This window comes from Alphaproteobacteria bacterium (genome assembly GCA_024244705.1).
GTDB lineage: Bacteria > Pseudomonadota > Alphaproteobacteria > JAAEOK01 > JAAEOK01 > JAAEOK01.
The window spans coordinates 107,990-128,970 of record JAAEOK010000053.1 but is presented as its reverse complement, the minus strand read 5'-3'; the positions used below and the strand labels follow the sequence as shown (position 1 = coordinate 128,970).

Genomic DNA, 20,981 nt, shown 5'->3' with positions numbered 1-20,981 from the left:
GTGTTGGCGAAGCCGTTGGCGTTGAGGAACCACATCGAGGTGGCGTCCTGGGCCAGCGGCACGAAGATGTCGAGGTTGCCTTCCTGCGCGCTGCCGAACTGGCCGCCGGGCGCGATCCACGGGCCCCACTTGTCCTGCGCCCGGGCCTCGTCCACCGGAAGCTGCGCCGCCACCGCAACCGTCGCCGCGCCGACCAGCAACGTGGTCTTCAGCGAGGCCGCCGGGCGGGCGGGCGTAACCGGGTTCGGGATATTGGTAAGGGTCGTTATTCGGGCGTCTTCGACGCGTGCGGCCATTGGGCGGCTCCCCTAGGGTTCCACGCCGCCCTCCTCACAATGAGGAGTACGGCGCTGTTGGCTCCAGTCCGCGCCCTTGGGCGGCAAAACATCGACCCCAACCGCTTGGTACGCAAAGGTTTATTTGGTCCGTGTGCTTCGACACGGTTCGGTTGCAGTGTTGCATTTCGGCGCGATGATTTCCAGGGCGAATCCGCGTTGCCGACCGAGCGACAGGGATGGCTGGGTCGGCCATGCCCGCGGCTCGGTCGGAGTGATTTCCCCCTCACCCGGCTCCGGCTAGGCTTGGCCTTGTGGCCTCGCCAAGCCTGCGCATCCCTCTCCCCAATGGGGCGAGGGACGATATGCCGTGCTCGTTGGAATCCCTCTCTCCCCATTGGGGAGAGGGACGATACGCCGCGCTCGGCCGAACTCCCTCTCCCCTTGAGGGAGAGGGTCGGGGTGAGGGGGGATCGAAACAACCGGTCCTGCGCCGCGCCCGGGATGTCACATGAACCCGCTGGCGGGGCCGCCCCCGCCGCCGAAACAGTATCTAAACTTCCCGTCTCGCTTTCAGCGCCGCGGTCAGGGTGCCATCATCGAGATAGTCGAGCTCGCCGCCGACCGGGACGCCATGGGCGAGCCGGGTGATGCTGACCTCGGCGTCTTCCAGCCGCTCGGCGACATAATGCGCGGTGGTCTGGCCGTCGACCGTGGCGCCGAGGGCGAGGATGATTTCGCGGACTTCCGGGGCCCGGGCGCGGGCGACCAATCCGTCGATCCGCAGATCCTCCGGGCCGACGCCGTCGAGGGCGCTCAGCGTGCCACCGAGGACATGGTAAAGGCCCTTGAAGGCGTGGGTCCGCTCCAGGGCCCACAGGTCGGCGACCTGTTCGACGACGCACACGATCGACGGGTCGCGGCGCGGGTCGATGCAGATGGCGCAGGGGTCCCGGGTGTCGATATTACCGCACCGGCCGCAGATGCGGATGCGGTCGGCGGCCTCGGTCAAGGCCCGCGACAGCGGCTGCATCAAGCCCTCGCGGCGATTGATCAGGTGGAGCGCGGCGCGCCGCGCCGACCGCGGCCCGAGCCCGGGAAGCTTGGCGAGGAGCAGGATCAGCTGCTCGATTTCGCTGCTCGCCATGGCGCCCCTTAGAGGGGGAAGTTCATGCCCGGCGGCAGCGCCAGCCCGCCGGTGATCTTCTTCATTTCTTCGGACGCCAGCTGCTCGACCTTGGCGCGGGCATCGTTGAAGGCGGCGACCAGCAGATCCTCGAGCACCTCGATATCCTCACCGGTGGTCAGGCCGGGATCGATCTTGATCTGGCGCACCTCGCCCTTGCCGTTGAGCGTGACATGGACCATGCCGGCACCGGCCGAACCGGTGACCTCGGCGTCGGCCAGCCGGTCCTGCATCTCGGCCACCTTGCTCTGCATCTCCTGAGCCTGCTTCATCAACTGGCCGAGGTTCTTCATCGTCTAAGCCTCTTCGCTGTCGTCGTCGGCCGCCGCGTCGGGCGTCGGCGAGATTTCGCGCACCGCTTCTATGGTGGCGCCGGGAAAGGTGTCAAGCGCCGCACGGACCAACGGGATCTCCGCCGCCGCCACAATCTCCGCCCGGCGCCGGGCATCGGCCTGATCGGCGAGGGTCGGCGCGCCGTCCTCGCCCGACACGGTCACCACCCAACGATCGCCGGTCCACGTGCCCAGCATCTGGCCGACCTGATTGGCAAGGTTGGCCGGCGCCTGCCGGGTCGGCCGGATCTCGATGCGGCCGCGCTCGAACTTGACCAGGTGGACGTTGCGGGTCAGATGGCTGGCGAGGAGTTGTTCGCGGTTGGCTTCGAACAGGGCGACGACCTGCTCGAACGAGGCCGCCTCGGCGGCGCCCTCCGGAGTGGGATCGGCGGCCGGCGCCAGCACCGCGTTGCCGTCGCCACCAACGGCCCGCACGCCGGCGCCGTTTCCGTTGTCCGCCGGCGGCGGCGGCGCGGGCGGCGGTTTCGCGTCGGCGGCCGGCGCATCATCCTGCTGCAGCCGGCGCACCAGATCGCCGGGCGGCGGCATCTCGGCCGCATAGGCGAGCCGGATCAGGACCATTTCGACCGCCGGCAGCGGGCTGGGGGCGCCTTGGACCTCGCCCAACCCTTTGAGCATCATCTGCCAGGCCCGCGTCAAGACCGGCATCGGCAGGGCCTCCGCCATCGCCGTGCCGCGCTGGCGCTCGACATCGGAGACCGCGGCGCTGCGGGCGGCGTCGGCGGCGACCTTCATGCGGGTGATCCAGTGGGTGTGGTCGAGCAAATCCTGGACCACGGCAACCGGGTCGGCGCCGGACTTGTACATGGTCTCGACGAGGTCGAGGGCGGCGGCGATCTCGCCCTTCATCAAATGGTCGAAAAGGTCGAACAGTTGGGTGCGATCGGCGAGCCCCAGCATGTCGCGCACATGGTCGGCGGTGACCTCGCCGGTGGCCTGGCCGATCGCCTGGTCGAGCAGCGACAGCCCGTCGCGCACCGAGCCGTCGGCGGCGCGGGCGAGGACCGCGATCGCGGCCGGCGCCACCGCCGCGCCTTCGCGCTGGGCGATGTCGGCGAGGTGGCTCTCCAACAGCTCGAGGTCGACGCGGCGCAGATCGAAGCGCTGGCAGCGCGACAGCACGGTGACCGGCACCTTGCGGATCTCGGTCGTGGCGAAGACGAACTTGACGTGCTCGGGCGGCTCTTCGAGGGTCTTCAGCAGCGCGTTGAAGGCGTTGCGCGACAGCATGTGGACTTCGTCGATGATATAGACCTTGAACCGCGCGGTGACCGGTTTGTAGCGCACGCCCTCGATGATCTCGCGGATGTCGTCGACGCCGGTGCGACTGGCGGCATCCATCTCGATGACGTCGATGTGGCGGTCCTCGGCGATGGCGACGCAATTGGCGCAGATGCCGCAGGGTTCCGGGGTCGGACCGCCGCTGCCGTCGGGGCCGACGCAGTTGAGCGCCCGGGCGATGATGCGGGCGGTCGTCGTCTTGCCGACGCCGCGCACGCCGGTGAGCACGAAGGCATGAGCCAGGCGCCCCATCGCCATCGCGTTGGTCAGGGTCGTCACCATCGGCGCCTGTCCGACCAGCTCGGTGAAGGTGCCGGGACGGTATTTGCGGGCGAGCACCCGGTAGGGTGTCGTGGCGGCGGCGGTTTCGGCCAGGTCTGTCATGCGCTCGGCGTGGAAGGGGCGGCGATTCGCGAAGCGGGAGATTGGACAGCGACCCGGGCGAAACTCGTTACGGCTGCTTCCTTCCGGACCTGACCGGGTTGGCGAGGCGCCCGTCCGCGCCAACCTCCCAGCGGCACTATATCAGGACTCGCCACCCCGAGGGCAAGGGGCGATCGAGGGCGATTGCCCGGCGCCGGCGAAAGTGCGAGATTGCGCCCCATGCACGGCCCCAACCCCTATGCCGCCGGGCGCCTCGACCGCGCCGCGCACCACCGCCGCGACGACGATTGGCTGATCCGGCGGCTGGCCGACGCGCGCTCCCACATCGTGCCGGTGTGGCGCGCGCGAAACCTGGTGCGCACCGTCGAGAGGCCCAACGCGGTCTATGTCTCGGCGGCCGAGATCGAAACCCTGGTCGCCGAGACGCGGTTCGTCGCCTTCCTCGGCGAGGTCGACGGCACCGCCCATTTCGCCATCGACATCTCCGAGATCGAGGCGCCGTTGGACGCGCTGCCGGCCGACGGCGTGTTCGAGGATTTGCGCAATGTCGGTCCGCTGCTCGACCGCCACGAAGGATCGATACTGGCCTATGCCCGCGGGCTGTTCAGCTGGCACCGACGCCACCTCTATTGCGGGGTCTGCGGCCACCCGACGGAAAGCACCCAGGGCGGCCATGTCCGGGTCTGCACCGACGCCGGCTGCGCGACGCAGCATTTTCCGCGCCTCGACCCGGCGGTCATCATGCTGGTCCATGACGGCGACCGCTGCATCCTCGGCCGCCAGCCGGGCTGGCCGGCGGGCCTGCATTCGACGCTCGCCGGATTCGTCGAGCCGGGGGAAAGCCTGGAGGACGCGGTGGCGCGGGAAATCATGGAGGAAGTCGGCATCGACGTCACCGACATCCGCTACCACTCGTCGCAGCCGTGGCCGTTCCCGTCGTCGCTCATGCTGGGCTTCCACGCCCGCGCCCGCGACGACGCGATCACGGTCTACGAGGACGAGCTCGAGGACGCGCGCTGGTTCACCCGCGAGGCGATCGGCGCCTCGCCCGAGGACGAAAGTTTCCGCCTGCCGCGGCCCGATTCGATCGCCCGCCGGCTGATCGAGGACTGGTTGAACGACACGACCTAACCCGCCACCAGCCGCGCCGTACGGCGGTCGCCGCGGGCGCAATATTCGAGAAAATCCTGGATTACCTGGGCATCGCCGGCGAAACCCGGCGGCAGGTTGAAAGCGGCGCTCCAGCGGCGGCCGCGGACGGCACCCGACAATGTTCCGTCACCCGCTATCGCGCCGCCCTCGGCGAGCGCGTTCCACAGTCCTTCGCGGGGCAGCCGGTGGCGCAGGTCGAGAATCGCCAGCTGGTATCTCAGGACCCGCCCACAGCCGGCCGCGAAATCCTCGACCGTGAACCCATCGGCCCGCGCCGCCACCGACCGATCGGCGCGGGTCAGCAGCGTTTCGGCGAGGTCGCGATCATTGACCGCGACCGCGGTCAGCAATGCCGACTTGCCGTCATGCAGGCGGTCGATATCGGTTCCCGGGAAGGCGACCAACGCGGTCACGATATCGATGTAGCCGTGGGCGACCGCGGCGATCAACGCCGGGGCACCGGGACCTTCGGCGCGATTGACATCGATACCCGGGGCGGCGAGCAGAAGATCGACCAGCGCGGTGTCGCCATTGAACACGGCACCGTGGAGCGGCGTCAGGCCGGCCGGGTCGGTGGCGTTGATGTCGGCGCCGGCCGCCAGCAGGCGGCTCGCGCGATAGCCATCGCCCGCCTTGACCGACGCCAACAAAGCAAGATCGAGGTCGGAATCGGTCACCGCGCGATCGCTTTGGTCGAGGCCTGAATTAGCGAATTTCCGACAACCGATGCGGATGGGCCGGATACACGCCGAGAATCCGCACCTTGCGCGAGAAAAACTCCAACTCTTCCATCGCCAGTCGGACCAGACGGTGCTCGGGGTGACCCTCGATGTCGGCATAGAACGCGGCCTGGGCGAAATTGCCGCCGACCATATAGCTCTCGAGCTTGGTCATATTGACGCCGTTGGTGGCGAATCCGCCGAGCGCCTTGTAGAGCGCCGCCGGCACCGAGCGAACCTCGAAGATAAAGCTGGTCACCGCCGGCGGGCCGGCGGCCGGCGGCGTGATCGCCGACCGCGCCATGATCAGGAAGCGCGTCGTGTTGTGTTCGGCATCCTCGATATCGCTCTCGAGCGTCGCCAAATCGTAAATCTCGGCGGCCAGCGACGAGCCGATCGCGGCCATCGACGGATCCTCGCGCTCGGCGATCTCCTGGGCCGCGGCGGCGGTGTCGGTGTGGACCATCGGGGTGACGCCGAGGCGGCGGATCAGGTCGCGGCACTGGGCCAGGGCGTGGACGTGACTGTGCACCGTCCTGAGACCGTCGATCATGGCCCCGCGGATCGCCAACAGACGATGATTGATGGGCTGGAAGTGCTCGCCGATGATGTGGAGGTCCGACGTCGGCATCAAATGATGGATGTCGGCCACCCGCCCGGCGACCGAATTCTCGATCGGGATCATCGCCAGCGCGGCCTGGCCTTCGACGACGGCGGCAAAGACATCCTCGAACGACGCGCAGGCGAGCGTCGACATCTCCGGATAGAGGTGACGGCAAGCGACGTCCGAATAGGCGCCGGGGGCGCCCTGAAAGGCAATGATGCTGTCGGCTTCGTCGGTCATGGGTGGATGCTCAGTTCGGCTTCCCGGGCGCGAGCACGAGGCGGACCCGGTCGAGGTCGGCGGGAGTATCGACACCGAGCGGAACCGTGTCAACGCGGGCCACGTCGATGCGCATGCCGTCGTCGAGGGCGCGCAACTGCTCGAGCCGCTCGCGCTGCTCCCCCGCACTCGGCGGCAAGGCCACGAAGCGGTCGAGCGCGGGGCGGCGGAACGCATAGATGCCGATGTGGTGGAGCGCGCGGGCATCGGCGGCCGGCGCGTGCCGGGTAAAGGTCCGGGCCCGCCAAACGTCGGTGCCTTCGTCGGCGCCGAGTATCGCCTTGACCACGTTGGGATTTCCGGCGTCTTCCGCAGCAAGCGGCGCGCCCAAGGTGGCGATATCGACGGCGTCGTTGGCGAGCGGCACCAGCGCGCGCCGCGCCGTTTCCGGTTCGAGCGCCGGCAGATCGCCTTGGACGTTGACGACGACATCGAACATGCCGTCGGGATCGACCCGCTGAAGGGCGGCGTGGACGCGGTCCGAACCGGAATGCAGGCCGGCCTCGGTCAGGACCGCGTTGCCGTGCTCGCCCTCGATCGCGGCGGCGATTTCGCGGTCACCGCAGGCGACCACAACCGGGCCGATCGCCGCCGCCACCGCCCGGCGCCAGACATGGACAATCATCGGCGTCCCGTGAATGTCGGCCAACGGCTTGCCCGGAAAGCGCACCGCCTGCAGCCGGGCGGGAATAACTATCACCGGGTTCATGACTGCTTACTCCATGGCTCGATGGCGCCCGCCGCGGCACCGGTACAACGGGCTCTTGGAAAGATTTAGCCGATAGACTAAAACCTGTCGACGGGCGTGGTTGATCGAGCCAATCGGCTCGCGTATATCGGTGCGCATCGGTTTGTGTGGCACATCGGAGCCGCTAGCGGCCTTCGGGGGAGTGATGAATAGCTTTGAGTTCAACAAAATAGCGGGCGCCGTCCTAGCCGCCGCGCTGACCGCAATGGTCGTCGGCCAGATTGCCAGGGCCCTGGTCAGCGTCCACGATCTGGAAGAGAACGTCTATCTCGTGCGCGGCGCGGACGGTGACATGGAGCCCGATGCCGGCGCCATTCCCGATCAGGGCCCGTCGGTGGCTGAGCTGTTGGCCAACGCCGATCCGGCCGCCGGTCAGGGCGAGACCAAGAAATGCGCCACGTGCCACACATTCGACGACGGCGGCGCCGACAAAGTCGGTCCCAATCTGTGGAACGCTGTCGCCCAGCCGGTGGCCAACAATGCCGGCTTCGCCTATTCGGGCGCCCTGGCCGACATGGGCGGCGACTGGACCTATGACCGGCTCGACCAGTTCCTGGCCAGCCCCAAGGGCTTCGCGCCGGGCACCAAGATGGCCTTCGCCGGTGCCAGGAACGCACAGAAACGGGCCGATCTGATCGCCTGGATGCGCGAACAAAGCCCGTCCCCGGCGCCATTGCCGGCGGTCGAGGCCAAGGCCGAGGAAACCGCCGCCGACGCGTCACCCGCGGACGAGGCCAGGCCGGCCGAGGAGGCGGACGCCGCCCCGGCCCCGGCCGAGCCCGAAATGGCGAGCGCGGCCCCGCCGGCGGCCGAACCAGAGGCGCCTGCCGCGGCCGAACCGGAGACGCCGCCGCAGCCCGAGATGGCGGCCGAAAGCGAAATGGCCGATGAGGCTCAAAGCCCGGACGAGGCACAGAGCCCCGACGAGGCACAAAGCCCGGACGAGGCGCAGAGCCCCGACGCGGCGGAGAGTCCCGACGCCGCCGAAAGCCCCGATGCCGCGCCGCAACAGGCGGCGGCCACCGCCGGCCCCGCGCTCGGCCCCCTGTTCGCCAACGCGGATCCGGCGGCGGGCGAAAAGACGGCCAAGAAATGCATGGCCTGTCACAACATCGCCGAAGGCAAGGGCAACAAGATCGGACCCAATTTGTGGGGTGTCGTCGACCGCCCGGTGGCGGGCGTCGAGGGTTACAAATATTCGCCCGCGATGACCAAGTTCGGCGGCGAATGGACCTATGCCCGACTGTTCGAATATCTCGCCAATCCGAAAGACGAGGTTCCCGGCAGCAAGATGGCCTTTCCCGGCATCAAGGACCAACAACAGATCGCCAACTTGCTGGCCTGGCTGGGCAAGCAAAGCGGCGACCCGGTTCCCCCGCCCCAATAGGCAAACACCGATGGCTGCCGTCGTTCCGGATGCGTACGTGACGCTTGCCGGCCGGCTCGCCGACGCCAGCGGTGCGGTTATCCGGCGCTATTTCCGCACCGGCCTCGCCATCGAAGAAAAATCGGACGCCTCTCCGGTTACCGTCGCCGATCGTGAGGCCGAGGCCGCGATCCGCGATATCCTGACCGCCGAATGCCCCGACCACGGCATCTTCGGCGAGGAACACGGGCAGCACGGCCTCGACGCCGAATACCTGTGGGTGATCGATCCGATCGACGGCACCCAGACCTTCATCAGCGGCGTGCCGCTGTTCGGCACCCTGATCGCCCTCCTCCACCGCGGCCGCCCGGTGTTGGGCGTCATCGATCAGCCGATCCTGGGCGAACGGTGGCTGGGTATCGCCGGCCAGCGGACGACGTTCAATGGGGCGCCGATCTCGACCCGCCCTTGCGCAAGCCTTGACGCGGCGACCCTGACCTCGACCTCGCCACAGCTGTTTGGCGCCACCGAGGCCACCGCCTTCGACCGCCTCAGCCGGTCGGTCAAACGAACCCGCTACGGCTACGACTGCTACGGCTATGGCGTGCTCAGCCTCGGTTTCGTCGATATCGTCGTCGAGGCCAACCTCAAACCTTATGATTTCTGCGCTCTGATCAACGTGGTCGAAGGCGCCGGCGGCGTGATCAGCGACTGGTCGGGCACGGCGCTGGACTTGCATTCGGATGGCCGCATGTGTGTCGTCGGCGATGTCCGAATCCATGACGCCGTTCTGGCCGAGCTTCGAGGTTAGAATCGCCCCAATTTCGCCTAATTTCGGACAAGACTCCGGCCCGAGCCTAGCCTAGCTATAAAACGGTATGCGCGCGGGCGGGAGCGCCGCGGCATTGTCTCTTTGCCGCCGCCGCCGAAATTCGATAGCTTGCGCGCCACGTGACCGCCGCCAGAAGGACGAAAGCGTATGCGTGCCCTTGTCGTAGCCCCGATCGCCGCCCTGTTCCTGCTCGGATCGTTTTCCGCCGCCGAGGCGGAGGAGGTCGAACCGGTTCACGGCATCGCTATGCATGGCGACGTCAAATATGGCCCCGACTTTACCCATTTCGACTACGTCAATCCGGACGCGCCCAAGGGCGGCACGCTGCGGCTGGGCACCGCCGGCGGCTCCTTCGATACGGTCAATCCGTTCACCCTGCGTGGCGTGCCGGCGGCCGGACTCGGCAATGTATATGACACGCTTACGGTTGCATCGTCCGACGAGCCCTTTACACGCTATGGGTTGGTCGCCGAATCGATGGAGACGCCCGAGGACCGGTCCTGGGTCATATTCAATCTGCGCCCCGAAGCGCGGTTCCATGACGGCACGCAGATTACCGCCGAGGACGTCGCCTTCACCTTCGACACGCTAAAGTTCAAAGGGCATCCCCATTATCGCGCCTACTATCACAACGTTGTTGCGGCGGAAGTCCTGGGACCGCAGCGCATCAGATTCACCTTTGACGACGGCGAGAATCGTGAACTGCCGTTGATCGTCGCCGAACTCCCGGTGCTGTCGAAAGCGTATTGGGAGGGCAAGGAGTTCGAGAAGACGACTTTGGAAGCGCCTCTGGGTAGCGGCCCCTATCGAGTCGACTCGGTCGATCCGGGCCGTTCGATTGTCTATGTCCGCGATGACGATTACTGGGCCAAGGATCTTCCGGTCGCCAGGGGCCAGGATAATTTCGACCGCATCATCTACGACTATTATCGGGACGCGACGGTCGCACTCGAGGCATTCAAGGCCGGCGAGTTCGACTACCGCGCCGAGAACTCGGCCAAGAACTGGGCGACGGCGTATGACACCCCGGCCGTCGGGAAAGGCGAATTGGTCGTGGAATCCGTACCCCACAAATTGCCGACCGGAATGCAGGGGTTCGTGTTCAACACCCGTAAGGATATTTTCAAGGATCCAAGGGTGCGCCAAGCGCTGGCCTACGCGTTCGATTTCGAGACCACCAACAAGAACTTGTTCTATGGCCAGTACACCCGGACCAAGAGCTACTTCTCCAATTCCGAGCTCGCTTCCTCCGGACTGCCGACGGGCGATGAACTGGTGATCCTGGAGAAATTCCGCGGCCAAATACCGGACGAGGTGTTCACCGCCGAGTACCTGCCGCCGGAGACCGGCGGCGACGGGCGTATTCGTGCCAACCTGAAGACGGCAATCGACCTGCTCAAGAAAGCGGGCTGGGAGATACGCGACCGCAAGCTGGTCAATGTCGAGACCGGCGAGCCGATGACTTTCGAGATTCTCATCGTTCAACCAACCTGGGAAAAGATTGCTCTGCCCTTCGTGCAAAATTTGAAGCGCCTTGGAATCGACGCCGAGATCCGCCGCGTCGATACCAGTCAATATCAAAACCGCGTCGACGATTTCGATTTCGACATGATGGTAATGGTCTGGGGTCAGTCGCTGTCGCCGGGAAACGAGCAGCGGGATTACTGGGGCATTGGCGCCGCCGACACCAGGGGAAGTCGCAACGTTGCAGGGATCAACGACCCGGTCGTCGATGAGCTGATCGATTTGGTGATTTCGGCGCCGGATCGTGAATCGCTGGTGAACCGCACGCGCGCGCTGGATCGCGTCTTGTTGTGGGGGCACTACGTCATCCCGCACTGGCACATCCCCTACAACCGGATGGTATATTGGAACAAGTTCGACCGGCCGGAAGAGCTGACAATCCGCGGTACGGCGATCAACACCTGGTGGGTCGACAAGGAAAAGGAAGCGGCGCTGACTTCACGCCGAAGAAGAAGCTAGCCCGGGCTCGGACTATCCAGTTTAGGAGCCGATAGGCCTTCGATGGTCGCCTATATCATCCGCCGGTTGCTGTTGATCATCCCGACTCTGTTCGGGATCATGGTGCTCAACTTCTTCATCGTTCAAGTCGCTCCGGGCGGGCCGGTCGAACAGCTGATCGCCCAGATCCAGGGCGAGTCGGTCGACGCTACCGCGCGGATCAGCGGCAATGTCGGCGGCGACACCGGCGGCACCCAATCGGAACGCCCTTCCGGGCGCGAGGCGAGCCAGAGCAAGTATCGGGGCGCCCAAGGCCTCGACCCCGAGATCATCAAGGAAATCGAGAAGCAGTTCGGTTTCGACAAGCCGATCTTGGAACGCTTCGTGCTGATGATCGGCAACTATGCGACCTTCGATTTCGGCACCAGCTATTACCGCGATCAAAGTGTCGTCGACATGGTGCTGGAGCGGCTGCCGGTATCGATTTCGATCGGCGCCTGGACATTCTTGCTGACCTACTCGATTTGTATCCCTCTGGGTATCGCCAAGGCAGTGCGCGACGGCCAGCGGTTCGACCTGTGGACCAGCGGCGTCATCATCGTCGGTAACGCGATCCCGGGATTCCTGTTCGCCATTTTCCTGATCGTGGTCTTTGCCGGCGGGCGCTATCTCGACTGGTTCCCCTTGCGTGGGCTGGTCTCCGACAACTGGCACGACCTCGACTGGTTCCACCAGATCACGGATTACCTGTGGCACATGGTATTGCCCGTGGTGTCATTGACGATCGGCGCCTTTGCCGGCCTGACCATGCTGACCAAGAATTCGTTCCTCGAAGAGATCAACAAGCAATACGTGCTGACCGCGCGGGCCAAGGGCCTGACCGAGCACCGGGTGCTATACGGGCATGTCTTCCGCAACGCGATGCTGATCGTTATCGCCGGCTTCCCGGGCGCCTTCATCGCCATCATTTTCGGCGGCTCGCTGTTGATCGAGATCATCTTTTCGCTCGACGGCATCGGTCTGCTCGGCTTCGAAGCGGTGATCAATCGCGATTATCCGATCATGTTCGCTTCGGTCTATTTCTTCACCTTGCTTGGCCTGCTGGTCAAATTGCTGACCGACATCACCTATACCCTGGTCGATCCGCGCATCGATTTCGAAAGCCGCGAGGTCTGAACGGCGATGCGGGAAACCTTCCTCGGCCTCGGGATCACGCCGCTCACCGCACGCCGGTTGCGGAACTTCCGCGCCAACAAACGGGGCTTCTGGTCGCTGTGGATTTTCATGATTCTGTTCGTGCTCAGTCTGTTCGCCGAATTCATCGCCAACGACAAGCCGCTTCTGGTCGAATATGACGGCGCCTACTACTACCCGATTTTCGCCGCCTACCCGGAGACCACCTTCGGCGGGTTCTTCGAGACCGAGGCGGTCTACTCGGATCCCGAGGTCGTCGATCTGATCGAGGAGAACGGCTGGATCCTGTGGCCGCTGATCCCCTTCAGCTACAACACCATTCTCCACCAACTGCCGACGCCCGCGCCGTCGCCGCCGTCGGCGCAAAACTGGCTCGGTACCGACGACCAGGGACGCGATGTGACAGCGCGGCTGATTTACGGCTTCCGCATTTCGGTGCTGTTCGGGCTCGTGCTGACATCGTTCAGCTCGGTATTGGGTGTCGCCGCCGGCGCGGTGCAGGGTTATTTCGGCGGCTGGACCGATCTGCTGTTCCAGCGGTTTATCGAAATGTGGGGCGGCATGCCGCAATTGTTCCTGCTCATCATCCTGGTCAGCCTGATCCAGCCGAGCTTCTGGTGGCTGCTGGGGTTCATGCTGCTGTTCAGCTGGATGACGCTGGAGGGTGTGGTCCGGGCGGAGTTCCTGCGCGCGCGCAATTTCGACTATGTCCGTGCCGCCCGCGCGCTCGGTATCGGCAACTCCGTGATCATGTTCCGCCACGTCCTGCCCAATGCCATGGTCGCCACCCTGACCTTCATGCCGTTCGTGCTCAGCGGCGGCATTACCGCCCTGACCGCGCTCGACTTTCTCGGCTTGGGCCTGCCCGCCGGCTCGGCCTCCCTCGGTGAGATGCTGCAGCAGGGCAAGAACAACCTGCAAGCGCCGTGGCTCGGCCTGACCTCGTTCTTCGTCATCGCCGTCATGCTGAGCCTGCTGATCTTCATTGGCGAGGGTGTGCGCGACGCCTTCGACCCGCGCAAAACGTTCCAGGAGGGATGAGGCGGTGACCGAGACTCTGCTTCGGGTCAACGACCTGTCCGTCCATTTCGGCAAGGGCGAACGCGCGGTGCCGGCGGTCGACCATATCTCGTTCGAAATCGGCCGCGGCGAAACCGTGGCGCTCGTCGGCGAGAGCGGGTCGGGAAAGACGGTGACCGCGTTGTCGGTCTTGAAACTGTTGCCCTACCCGTTGGCCAGCCACCCGACGGGCGAGATATTTTTCAATGGCGAGGAGTTGTTGTCGGCGCCCGAGGACACCCTGCGCAAGATACGCGGCAATCAGATCGCGATGATTTTCCAAGAGCCGATGACGTCGCTCAATCCGCTTCATTCGGTCGAGAAACAGATCAACGAGATCCTGTTCATCCACAAGGGGCTCGATACGGCGGCGGCGCGCGCACGCACGCTCGAGCTGCTCGACCTGGTCGGCCTGCCGCAGGCGCGCAATCGCCTGGGCGCATACCCGCACGAACTGTCCGGTGGCCAGCGGCAGCGGGTGATGATCGCGATGGCGCTGGCCAATGAGCCCGACTTGTTGATCGCCGACGAACCGACGACCGCGCTCGACGTCACCATCCAGGCCCAGATCCTCAAGCTCCTCAAGGACCTGCAGCGCGAACTCGGCATGACCCTGCTGCTGATCACCCACGACCTCGGCATCGTGCGGATGATGTCGGACCAAGTGAGCGTGATGCAGGAGGGGCGGATCGTCGAGCAGGGAGCGACCGCCGCCATTTTCGACAATCCGCAGCACGCCTATACCCAGCGCCTGCTGGCCGCCGAGCCCAAGGGCGAGCCCCAGGCGCCGCGCCCGGATGCGCCGGAGATCATGGCCGCGCAGGACCTAAAGGTGTATTTCCCGATCAAGGCCGGCGTGCTTCGACGTACCGTGGACTATGTCAAAGCGGTCGACGGCATCAGCGTCGACATCCGCGAGGGCCAGACACTGGGTGTCGTCGGCGAAAGCGGCTCCGGCAAGACCACGCTCGGCCTCGGCCTGATACGCCTGATCGGGAGCGACGGTCCGATCCGCTTCCTCGGCCACGACATCCAAGGGCTCACGTCGAAGGCGATGCGCGCCTACCGGCGCGAAATGCAGGTCGTATTCCAGGATCCCTACGGATCGTTGTCGCCGCGCATGTCGGTCGGGCAGATCGTTGCCGAGGGTTTGAAGGTGCACGACATCGGCCGCACCGAGACCGAGCGCGACCGGTTGATCATCGAGGCGCTGGAAGAGGTCGGCCTCGAGCGCGAATCTCGGCATCGCTATCCGCACGAATTCTCCGGCGGCCAGCGTCAGCGCATCGCGATCGCGCGCGCGCTGATCCTCAAGCCCAAATTCATCATCCTCGACGAGCCGACCTCGGCACTCGACATGTCGGTGCAGGCGCAAATCGTCGATCTGCTGCGCGCTTTGCAGGATCGCCACGACCTGGCCTACATGTTCATCAGCCACGACCTCAAGGTGGTGCGCGCCATGTCCCATTATATTTTGGTGATGAAGGACGGCCGGGTGGTCGAACAGGGTCCGGCCGACAAGATCTTCCACAACCCCGAGCAACCCTATACCCAAGCGCTGTTCGCCGCCGCCTTCCACCTGGAAGCCGACGAATCCGGCGTGGTAAGCACATAGACGAGCAGGGGCCAAGGCCCGAAAGGACTTCCTGATGGCGAACCAGTCCGAAGGAACGACACTCCGTGCCCGAATCGAAAGCGCGTTTGCCGATCGGCGCCATCCGGGTGCCGATCGGATCGCCCACACCCGCCCCGGCTGCACCGGTTACGAGGGTAATCTGGTAACCGAATTGTTCGGTGACCGGGACTGGCGCGATATTGCTTTCGAAGAGTTGCTGAGGGACTATGAGGCGCCGCACGACGCGATCCCGGCCTTCATGACGGCGGAAGGCTTGGCCTATTATTTACCGGGGTTTCTGTGGATGGCGCTCGACCTCGAAGGACAGGATCCGCGGGGGACCGATCATTGGCTGTTCGGCTTCGCCGATTCGCTCTGCTTCACCCTGACCGCGCCGTCGCCGCATAGCCTCGACGACCAGTACGAATTCGTCAAGGACATGCCGGACGTACCCGACGACATCAAGGAGATGTTGCGCAACCCGACCCCGGAAGCGAGGTCGGCCGAACGCGCCATCGTCGAGAAGCACGCCAATTTGGTCGCCCTGCTCTCGGACGAACAGCGGGCGACCGTGCGCGCGGTGCTCGAGCATGTGGCTCCGCTGTTGGATGGCGAAGGCATGGACGCGGCGTCGAACGAAGAATTCAACCCCGCCCGCCTGGCCCTCGCCAAGACCTGGAACCGGTTCGGCTAGCCGACCTGGCTCAAGGCGACATCGGCATCGGCGAGCGGCGCCTGAAAGGCCTCGCGTATCGCCGCCGCCATTTCTTCCAACACCGGCGACGGGACATTGCTGCGGCGACGCATGACGACGTTCGAATCGAGGATGTTCCAGAACCCATCTTCCTTGGTGAGCTCGCGGCATCCGGGCGGTATCATCCGCCGCGACAGCGGCGCGATCGCCAGGCCTGAGCTGACCGCCGATTTCAACCCCTCGCTGCTGTCGCTGGTGTAAGCGACGCGGTAGTCCTTGGGGTGCTGATCGAGGGTCATCACCGCCCAGTCGCGGCACCAGCACCCGTGCTCGTACAGTGCCACCGGCATCGGATCCTGTTCATGGGGGCAATGGCTTTCCGATGTCGCCCACACGGTCGGATCGTAGAGCAGGACCTCGCTGCCGGCCCTGATCGTTTCTTCCCAGACCACGACCAGATCGAGCTCTTCGTCGGACAAGGCCGCGTTGAGGTCGGCCGAGGCGCCGCACCTCACGGTGATCTCGACGCCCGTGTTGTTCTTGGCAAAATTGCCCAACGCCCGGGGCAATATCGTCGGGCCGTAATCCGCCGGTATGCCGATCCGCACCGCGCCTTCAAGGGGCTCGCCGCGCAACGAGGCCGCGGCTTGATCGATGAGGGTCAAAATGCGGCGGGCATCGCCGAGGAGTTTTTCACCGGGCGCGGTCAGCTTGACGCCCCGGGTTCCCCGATCGAACAGCGAGGTCCCGGTCGCATCTTCCAACCGCTTCACCTGCATGCTGACCGCCGATTGCGTGCGATGCACGGTTTCCGCCGCCCGGGTAAAACTCCCGCTATCGGCGATGGCAACGAAGGTGCGCAGCAGGTCGCTCTCAAGATGGCTGTTCATTGGTATCTCACCGTCATCAATAAATTTGATTTAATAGATAATAATTATTCATTTGTCAAATACCATAATCGGGACCAGATTTCTTACAACACAACCATTTACGTGGAGAAAGCGAGATGGCCTACATCAGCGCTACCCATACCGAGCAGGCTCTGACGTCGCTCTTTCATCGCATGGCTACGGCCTGGGACTCGTGGAATTTTCATCATCGCCGCCGCCGCGTCGTCGCTACCCTGACGCGGACTCTCGACGACCGTTTGCTCGACGACATCGGCCTGCCGCCAGGTCGCTCGGCGGCCGACGACGCGTCGGCGTCGGGTCTCGCCGGGTCGGCTAACGACCGGGCATTGATGCGGCACATGGGCCCGTCGCCGTGGTGGGGCCCGGGCAACGACGCGCGCGTCGATTACTGGCTCCGCGAACGCGCCTTGACCGATCACCATTCGAACCGCTAACCCGGCGGTCCGGCCAGCCAATCGATTATCGCCATCACCGGCCGTGGACGGCGCCACGGCCGGTGGATATCGGCCAATGCCCAACGGGCTTGGCGCGCCGCACCCGAGGCTGTAGACACAGCCCAGCAGCCGAACCGGGGACGCGACATGCCACAGCCGATGCACCGATGACGACCGTGCTGTTCCAGAGCGACATCGATCGCGGCCAATGGTGGCGCGACGAGTTGGGCAGGCACGTGCCCGATCTCGACCTGCGGGTATGGCCGGAGATCGGCGACAAGGACGATATCGACTACGCATTGGTATGGCGCCCCGAGATCGGGCTGCTGCGTTCCCTGCCCAAGCTCAAGGCGATCCTCTCGCTCGGCGCCGGCGTCGACCACATCTTTCGCGACCCCGATTTGCCGCCGGGCGTACCGATCGCCCGCATCGTCGACCCCAATCTGACGGCGCGCATGACCGAATACGTGCTGCTCTACGTTCTGCGCTACCATCGCCAGGTTCCGACCTATGAGGCGTTCCAGGCCGACCGCATTTGGCGCATGCTGGACCAGCCGGCGGCGGGGGAGCGGCCGGTCGGCATCATGGGCCTCGGCGAACTCGGCGCCGATGCCGGGCGGCAGCTGGCCGATCTCGGCTTCGACGTCGCCGGATGGAGCCGGACCAAGAAGGACATCGCCGGGATCGAAAGCTTTCATGGCGCTGACGGATTGGAGACGTTCCTGGCGCGGACCGAGATCCTGATCTGCCTGTTGCCGCTGACCGCGGCGACCGAAGGCATCCTCGGCGCGTCGCTCTTCGCCGGACTCCCCGACGGCGCCTATTTGATCAACGCGGCCCGCGGCCGCCACCTCGTCGAGGAGGATCTGATCCCGGCCCTCGACAGCGGCCGGCTGGCCGGTGCAACGCTCGACGTTTTCCGCGAGGAACCGATACCGGCCGACCATCCGTTCTGGCGCCACCCGAGGATCACCATCACGCCCCATGTGGCGAGTATTTCCGACCCGCGTTCGGTGGCCGGCCTGGTCGCCGATAACATCCGCCGGGTCGAGGCCGGCGATCAGCCGCTCAATCTGGTCGACCCCGCGGCCGGGTATTAGAGCGCTATGTGTTCATGTAGAACCATTCTGCCGGAGACATTTTTCGCCATGACCAGGAAAGCACCGCGGAGCGTATCCGGCATACGGTCGAGGCGGGTGATGCCGTCAGGGCGAAAAAGGCCCCGGCCCGACAGGGTTGCGTTTGGGCAGGCCTCCGCGTCGTCGCCGTCCTCACCCGATGCTTTGGCATCGCGTTTCGGACGGCGCCTGGCGGGCCGCCGCGCCCAAACCGCAACAGAATCGATTCTACATGAATACATAACGCTCTGAAGCGGCACAGGGGGCGACGGCGCGTTATTCCTTGCTGATGTAATCGTCGATGCGGCCATTGCCCGACAGCATGATCGCGATCGGCCGGGTGCCATCGAAATGGGCAAAAACGATCATCAGCATGACCATGATCGGCACACACAGGAACATGCCGACGACGCCCCAGATTTGGCCCCACAACGCGAGCGAGAGAATCATCACCAGCGGGCTGAGATTGAGCGAGCTGCCCATCAACCGCGGCTCGAGCACGTTGCCGATGGTGAATTGGGCGCCGGAAAGACAGCCAAGCACGATCAGGAAAGGACCGAATTCGTTGAACTGGATGATCGTGAGCAGGGCCGGAAATATGATGCCGATCAGCGAGCCGATGGTCGGAATATAGTTGAGCAGAAAGATGATGAACGCCCAGAACGCGGCGAAATCGACGCCGACCAAAGCCAGCACGATATAGCTGATGCCGCCGGTGAGGATGCTCATCAAGGTCTTGATCCAGAGATAGGTCTGCACGTCGACCTGGACCTGGGTGATGATCTTGCGCACCGCCGATTCGCGCTCCGGGTTGGGCAGCAACGCGGTCAGCTTGCGGTCGAAGCTTTGTTGCTCGAGCAGCAGGAACATCACATAGACAATGATGATGCCGACCCGGCCGGCGATGCCGGCCGCAGATTCGGCGAACTGGCCGATCATCGACTGCAGATTGATCTTGTCGAAGACGTCGGCCATCGTCGGCACATCGTCGATGCCGATCATGTGGGCGACGCGGACAATCAATTCATCGAGATTTTGCTGGTAGGTCGGCGCCGCCTGCGACACGCCGGCGATGCTCCCGCCGAGCAACCGGCCGATGCCCCAGAACACCAGAACCATAACGCAGAGCGCGACCGTCAGACCGAGCCAGCGCGGCAATTCTTCACCCGGCCACACCCAAGCCACGCCGCGGACGATGGCGTTGATCAGGTACCAGATCAATACCGCCAACGCGATCGGTATCAACAGCTCGCGGCCTTCGACCAGCAGCAGTAAAGTCAGCGCGGCGACGCCGAAACTCAGCGAAAACGGCAGCAGCCGCGACAAGGTGCGGGTGGTATCGCTCATCGGTCGGCGCCCGCCCGCGATCGTTTCCGGCGCGGCGGATAGCGTTCGGCGACAACGCCAAACATGGCCCGCATAGCCATCGCCTCGCCGCCCTTGGGCCGACCGGCACGGTCCCTGACATTCCACGCCATGATGTCGAAATGCACCCAGCTGATATCGCTTTCGACGAAGCTCTCGAGAAACAGGGCGGCCGCGATCGCGCCGCCGAAGCGACTGTTGGAATCGTTCGAGATATCGGCAACGTCGCTCTTGTTGTAGTCGCCATAGGGCTGCCACAACGGCAACCGCCATACCGGGTCTTCGGCGCCAACGGCATGGTCGCCGATCGCGGAGGCGAGGTCGTCGTCGTTGCTGAACATCGCCGCCACCTCCGGCCCCAACGCGACCCGGGCGGCCCCGGTCAAGGTTGCGAAATCGATCAGCAGGTCGGGCTTCTCGCGGCACGCCTCGGTCAGCGCGTCGGACAGGACGACACGGCCCTCGGCGTCGGTGTGGCCGATTTCGATCGTGCGACCGCTGCGCGAGCGCACCACATCGAGCGGGTAGACCGCGTTGCCGGCAATCGTGTTCTCGACGGCGGGAATCAAGACCCGCAGACGGACGTCGAGATCGGCCGCCATGATCATGTGGGCCAGGCCCAAGGCGTGGGCGGCACCGCCCATGTCCTTTTTCATCAATCTCATGCCGGCGGCCGACTTGATGTCGAGGCCGCCGGTATCGAAACAGACGCCCTTTCCGGCGATGGTGACCCGGGGCGCGTCGCGGCGGCCCCAGCTGAGGTCGATCAGGCGCGGCGCCTTGGATGCCGCGCGTCCGACCGCGTGGATGGCGGGAAAATTCCGCCGCAACAGATCGCCGCCGCTGACGACCCGGCAGCGCGCGCGGTGACGGCGGGCCAGCCGCCGCGCCGCCGTCGCAAGTTCCGGCGGGCCCATGTCGCTGGCCGGCGTATTGACCAGATCGCGCACCAAGGTGGTCGCGGCGACCGTTCGCTCGACTGCCGCGCGGTCGACGCCTTTGGGCCAGACCAGCTTGGCCGCGGGCGCTTCCGCGGTGCGATAGCGGTCGAACCGATAGGCGCCCAGGGCCCAGCCGGTTGCGGCGGCGGTCGCGGCGGCGGGTCCGAGGTCGGCATCGATGCGGTAGCTGCCGGCGGCCAGCCCGCGGGCGAGCCCGCCATAGGACCAAATGGCTTCGCTCGCGGTGACGCCGACAACGACGAAATCGATGCCGCCGTCGCCGGTGGCCACCGCACCGATTTGACCCGGTCGGGCGGCGAATCCGGTGTTGGCAAGCCAATTGCGTACCGCTGCCGGCTGATCCTCCAGCCACGCCGCGTACGCGCTTTGCTCCACCGGGATCAGGGCTTTCGTTGTCCGCGCAGGGCGTTTGAGGAAGATCGGCGTCATCGGCTCCGGTCGGCGTGATGGTCGGCGCAGTTTGGCGCGCCGGTCCGCGCTTTGAA

The 20,981-nt window shown here is 65.3% G+C and carries 20 protein-coding genes and 1 other RNA gene; 10 read left to right on the top strand and 11 right to left on the bottom strand.

Going from position 1 to position 20,981, the window contains the following annotated elements; translation table 11 throughout:
• The 5 genes from GY791_09630 to ffs all read right to left on the bottom strand — a co-directional run.
• Window positions 1–296, bottom strand: a 296-nt coding sequence (locus GY791_09630) for a hypothetical protein (protein MCP4328678.1), incomplete at its 3' end; no start/stop codon positions are given.
• 532 nt (window positions 297–828) lie between these two features.
• Window positions 829–1,422: a recombination protein RecR gene (gene recR, locus GY791_09625; protein MCP4328677.1), complete on the bottom strand. Its 594-nt coding sequence runs from the start codon at window positions 1,420–1,422 to the stop codon at window positions 829–831.
• Window positions 1,423–1,430: 8 nt separating this feature from the next.
• Complete coding sequence (locus GY791_09620) at window positions 1,431–1,754, bottom strand: YbaB/EbfC family nucleoid-associated protein (protein MCP4328676.1); 324 nt, start codon at window positions 1,752–1,754, stop codon at window positions 1,431–1,433.
• Between the two features lie 3 nt (window positions 1,755–1,757).
• On the bottom strand, window positions 1,758–3,482 hold the full coding sequence (locus tag GY791_09615) for a DNA polymerase III subunit gamma/tau (protein ID MCP4328675.1): 1,725 nt from the start codon (window positions 3,480–3,482) through the stop codon (window positions 1,758–1,760).
• A 32-nt stretch (window positions 3,483–3,514) separates the two neighbouring features.
• Window positions 3,515–3,611, bottom strand: an RNA gene (ffs, locus tag GY791_09610) — signal recognition particle sRNA small type.
• 90 nt (window positions 3,612–3,701) lie between these two features.
• On the opposite strand from ffs, the gene nudC reads away from it, so the two are divergent.
• Window positions 3,702–4,613 carry an NAD(+) diphosphatase gene (nudC, locus tag GY791_09605; GenBank protein MCP4328674.1) on the top strand — a complete coding sequence of 304 codons (912 nt, stop codon included), beginning with the start codon at window positions 3,702–3,704 and terminating at the stop codon, window positions 4,611–4,613.
• Here the strand turns inward: nudC and GY791_09600 are convergent.
• Genes GY791_09600 through GY791_09590 form a run of 3 tightly spaced genes read right to left on the bottom strand, consistent with a single transcriptional unit; the run spans window position 4,610 to window position 6,945 of the window.
• The gene (locus GY791_09600) at window positions 4,610–5,311 is read right to left on the bottom strand and encodes an ankyrin repeat domain-containing protein (protein ID MCP4328673.1); all 702 of its coding nucleotides are present in this window, start codon (window positions 5,309–5,311) and stop codon (window positions 4,610–4,612) included. The genes nudC and GY791_09600 overlap by 4 nt on opposite strands.
• Before the next feature lie 28 nt (window positions 5,312–5,339).
• Window positions 5,340–6,197 carry a prephenate dehydratase gene (locus GY791_09595; GenBank protein MCP4328672.1) on the bottom strand — a complete coding sequence of 286 codons (858 nt, stop codon included), beginning with the start codon at window positions 6,195–6,197 and terminating at the stop codon, window positions 5,340–5,342.
• Between the two features lie 10 nt (window positions 6,198–6,207).
• Complete coding sequence (locus GY791_09590; GenBank protein MCP4328671.1) at window positions 6,208–6,945, bottom strand: 3-deoxy-manno-octulosonate cytidylyltransferase; 738 nt, start codon at window positions 6,943–6,945, stop codon at window positions 6,208–6,210.
• A 184-nt stretch (window positions 6,946–7,129) separates the two neighbouring features.
• Between GY791_09590 and GY791_09585 the strand changes: the two genes are divergently transcribed.
• The 7 genes from GY791_09585 to GY791_09555 all read left to right on the top strand — a co-directional run bounded on the left by GY791_09585 (window position 7,130) and on the right by GY791_09555 (window position 15,706).
• Complete coding sequence (locus GY791_09585) at window positions 7,130–8,371, top strand: c-type cytochrome (protein ID MCP4328670.1); 1,242 nt, start codon at window positions 7,130–7,132, stop codon at window positions 8,369–8,371.
• 10 nt (window positions 8,372–8,381) lie between these two features.
• On the top strand, window positions 8,382–9,161 hold the full coding sequence (hisN, locus tag GY791_09580; protein ID MCP4328669.1) for a histidinol-phosphatase: 780 nt from the start codon (window positions 8,382–8,384) through the stop codon (window positions 9,159–9,161).
• A gap of 168 nt (window positions 9,162–9,329) precedes the next feature.
• Window positions 9,330–11,165 carry an ABC transporter substrate-binding protein gene (locus GY791_09575; GenBank protein ID MCP4328668.1) on the top strand — a complete coding sequence of 612 codons (1,836 nt, stop codon included), beginning with the start codon at window positions 9,330–9,332 and terminating at the stop codon, window positions 11,163–11,165.
• Between the two features lie 42 nt (window positions 11,166–11,207).
• Window positions 11,208–12,320 carry a microcin C ABC transporter permease YejB gene (locus GY791_09570; protein MCP4328667.1) on the top strand — a complete coding sequence of 371 codons (1,113 nt, stop codon included), beginning with the start codon at window positions 11,208–11,210 and terminating at the stop codon, window positions 12,318–12,320.
• A 6-nt stretch (window positions 12,321–12,326) separates the two neighbouring features.
• Window positions 12,327–13,379 carry an ABC transporter permease gene (locus GY791_09565; protein ID MCP4328666.1) on the top strand — a complete coding sequence of 351 codons (1,053 nt, stop codon included), beginning with the start codon at window positions 12,327–12,329 and terminating at the stop codon, window positions 13,377–13,379.
• 4 nt (window positions 13,380–13,383) lie between these two features.
• Window positions 13,384–15,012, top strand: coding sequence for an ABC transporter ATP-binding protein (locus GY791_09560; GenBank protein MCP4328665.1), 1,629 nt, complete (start codon window positions 13,384–13,386; stop codon window positions 15,010–15,012).
• A gap of 34 nt (window positions 15,013–15,046) precedes the next feature.
• A complete protein-coding gene (locus tag GY791_09555; protein ID MCP4328664.1) occupies window positions 15,047–15,706 on the top strand; it encodes a hypothetical protein in 660 nt (219 codons plus the stop codon).
• Here GY791_09555 and GY791_09550 read toward each other — a convergent pair.
• The gene (locus GY791_09550) at window positions 15,703–16,596 is read right to left on the bottom strand and encodes a LysR family transcriptional regulator (protein ID MCP4328663.1); all 894 of its coding nucleotides are present in this window, start codon (window positions 16,594–16,596) and stop codon (window positions 15,703–15,705) included. The two genes, GY791_09555 and GY791_09550, sit on opposite strands and share 4 nt — an antisense overlap.
• 116 nt (window positions 16,597–16,712) lie before the next feature.
• Between GY791_09550 and GY791_09545 the strand changes: the two genes are divergently transcribed.
• Window positions 16,713–17,051 carry a DUF1127 domain-containing protein gene (locus tag GY791_09545; protein ID MCP4328662.1) on the top strand — a complete coding sequence of 113 codons (339 nt, stop codon included), beginning with the start codon at window positions 16,713–16,715 and terminating at the stop codon, window positions 17,049–17,051.
• Window positions 17,052–17,218: 167 nt separating this feature from the next.
• Window positions 17,219–18,151, top strand: coding sequence for a glyoxylate/hydroxypyruvate reductase A (locus GY791_09540; protein MCP4328661.1), 933 nt, complete (start codon window positions 17,219–17,221; stop codon window positions 18,149–18,151).
• A 294-nt stretch (window positions 18,152–18,445) separates the two neighbouring features.
• Here the strand turns inward: GY791_09540 and GY791_09535 are convergent, their stop codons facing one another.
• Together GY791_09535 and GY791_09530 are read right to left on the bottom strand one after the other, a co-directional pair.
• Window positions 18,446–19,516, bottom strand: coding sequence for an AI-2E family transporter (locus tag GY791_09535; GenBank protein MCP4328660.1), 1,071 nt, complete (start codon window positions 19,514–19,516; stop codon window positions 18,446–18,448).
• Window positions 19,513–20,925 (bottom strand): leucyl aminopeptidase family protein, encoded by a 1,413-nt coding sequence (locus GY791_09530; GenBank protein ID MCP4328659.1) that lies wholly within the window; start codon window positions 20,923–20,925, stop codon window positions 19,513–19,515. The genes GY791_09535 and GY791_09530 overlap by 4 nt, the downstream gene beginning before the upstream one ends.
• Window positions 20,926–20,981 lie beyond the last annotated feature (56 nt).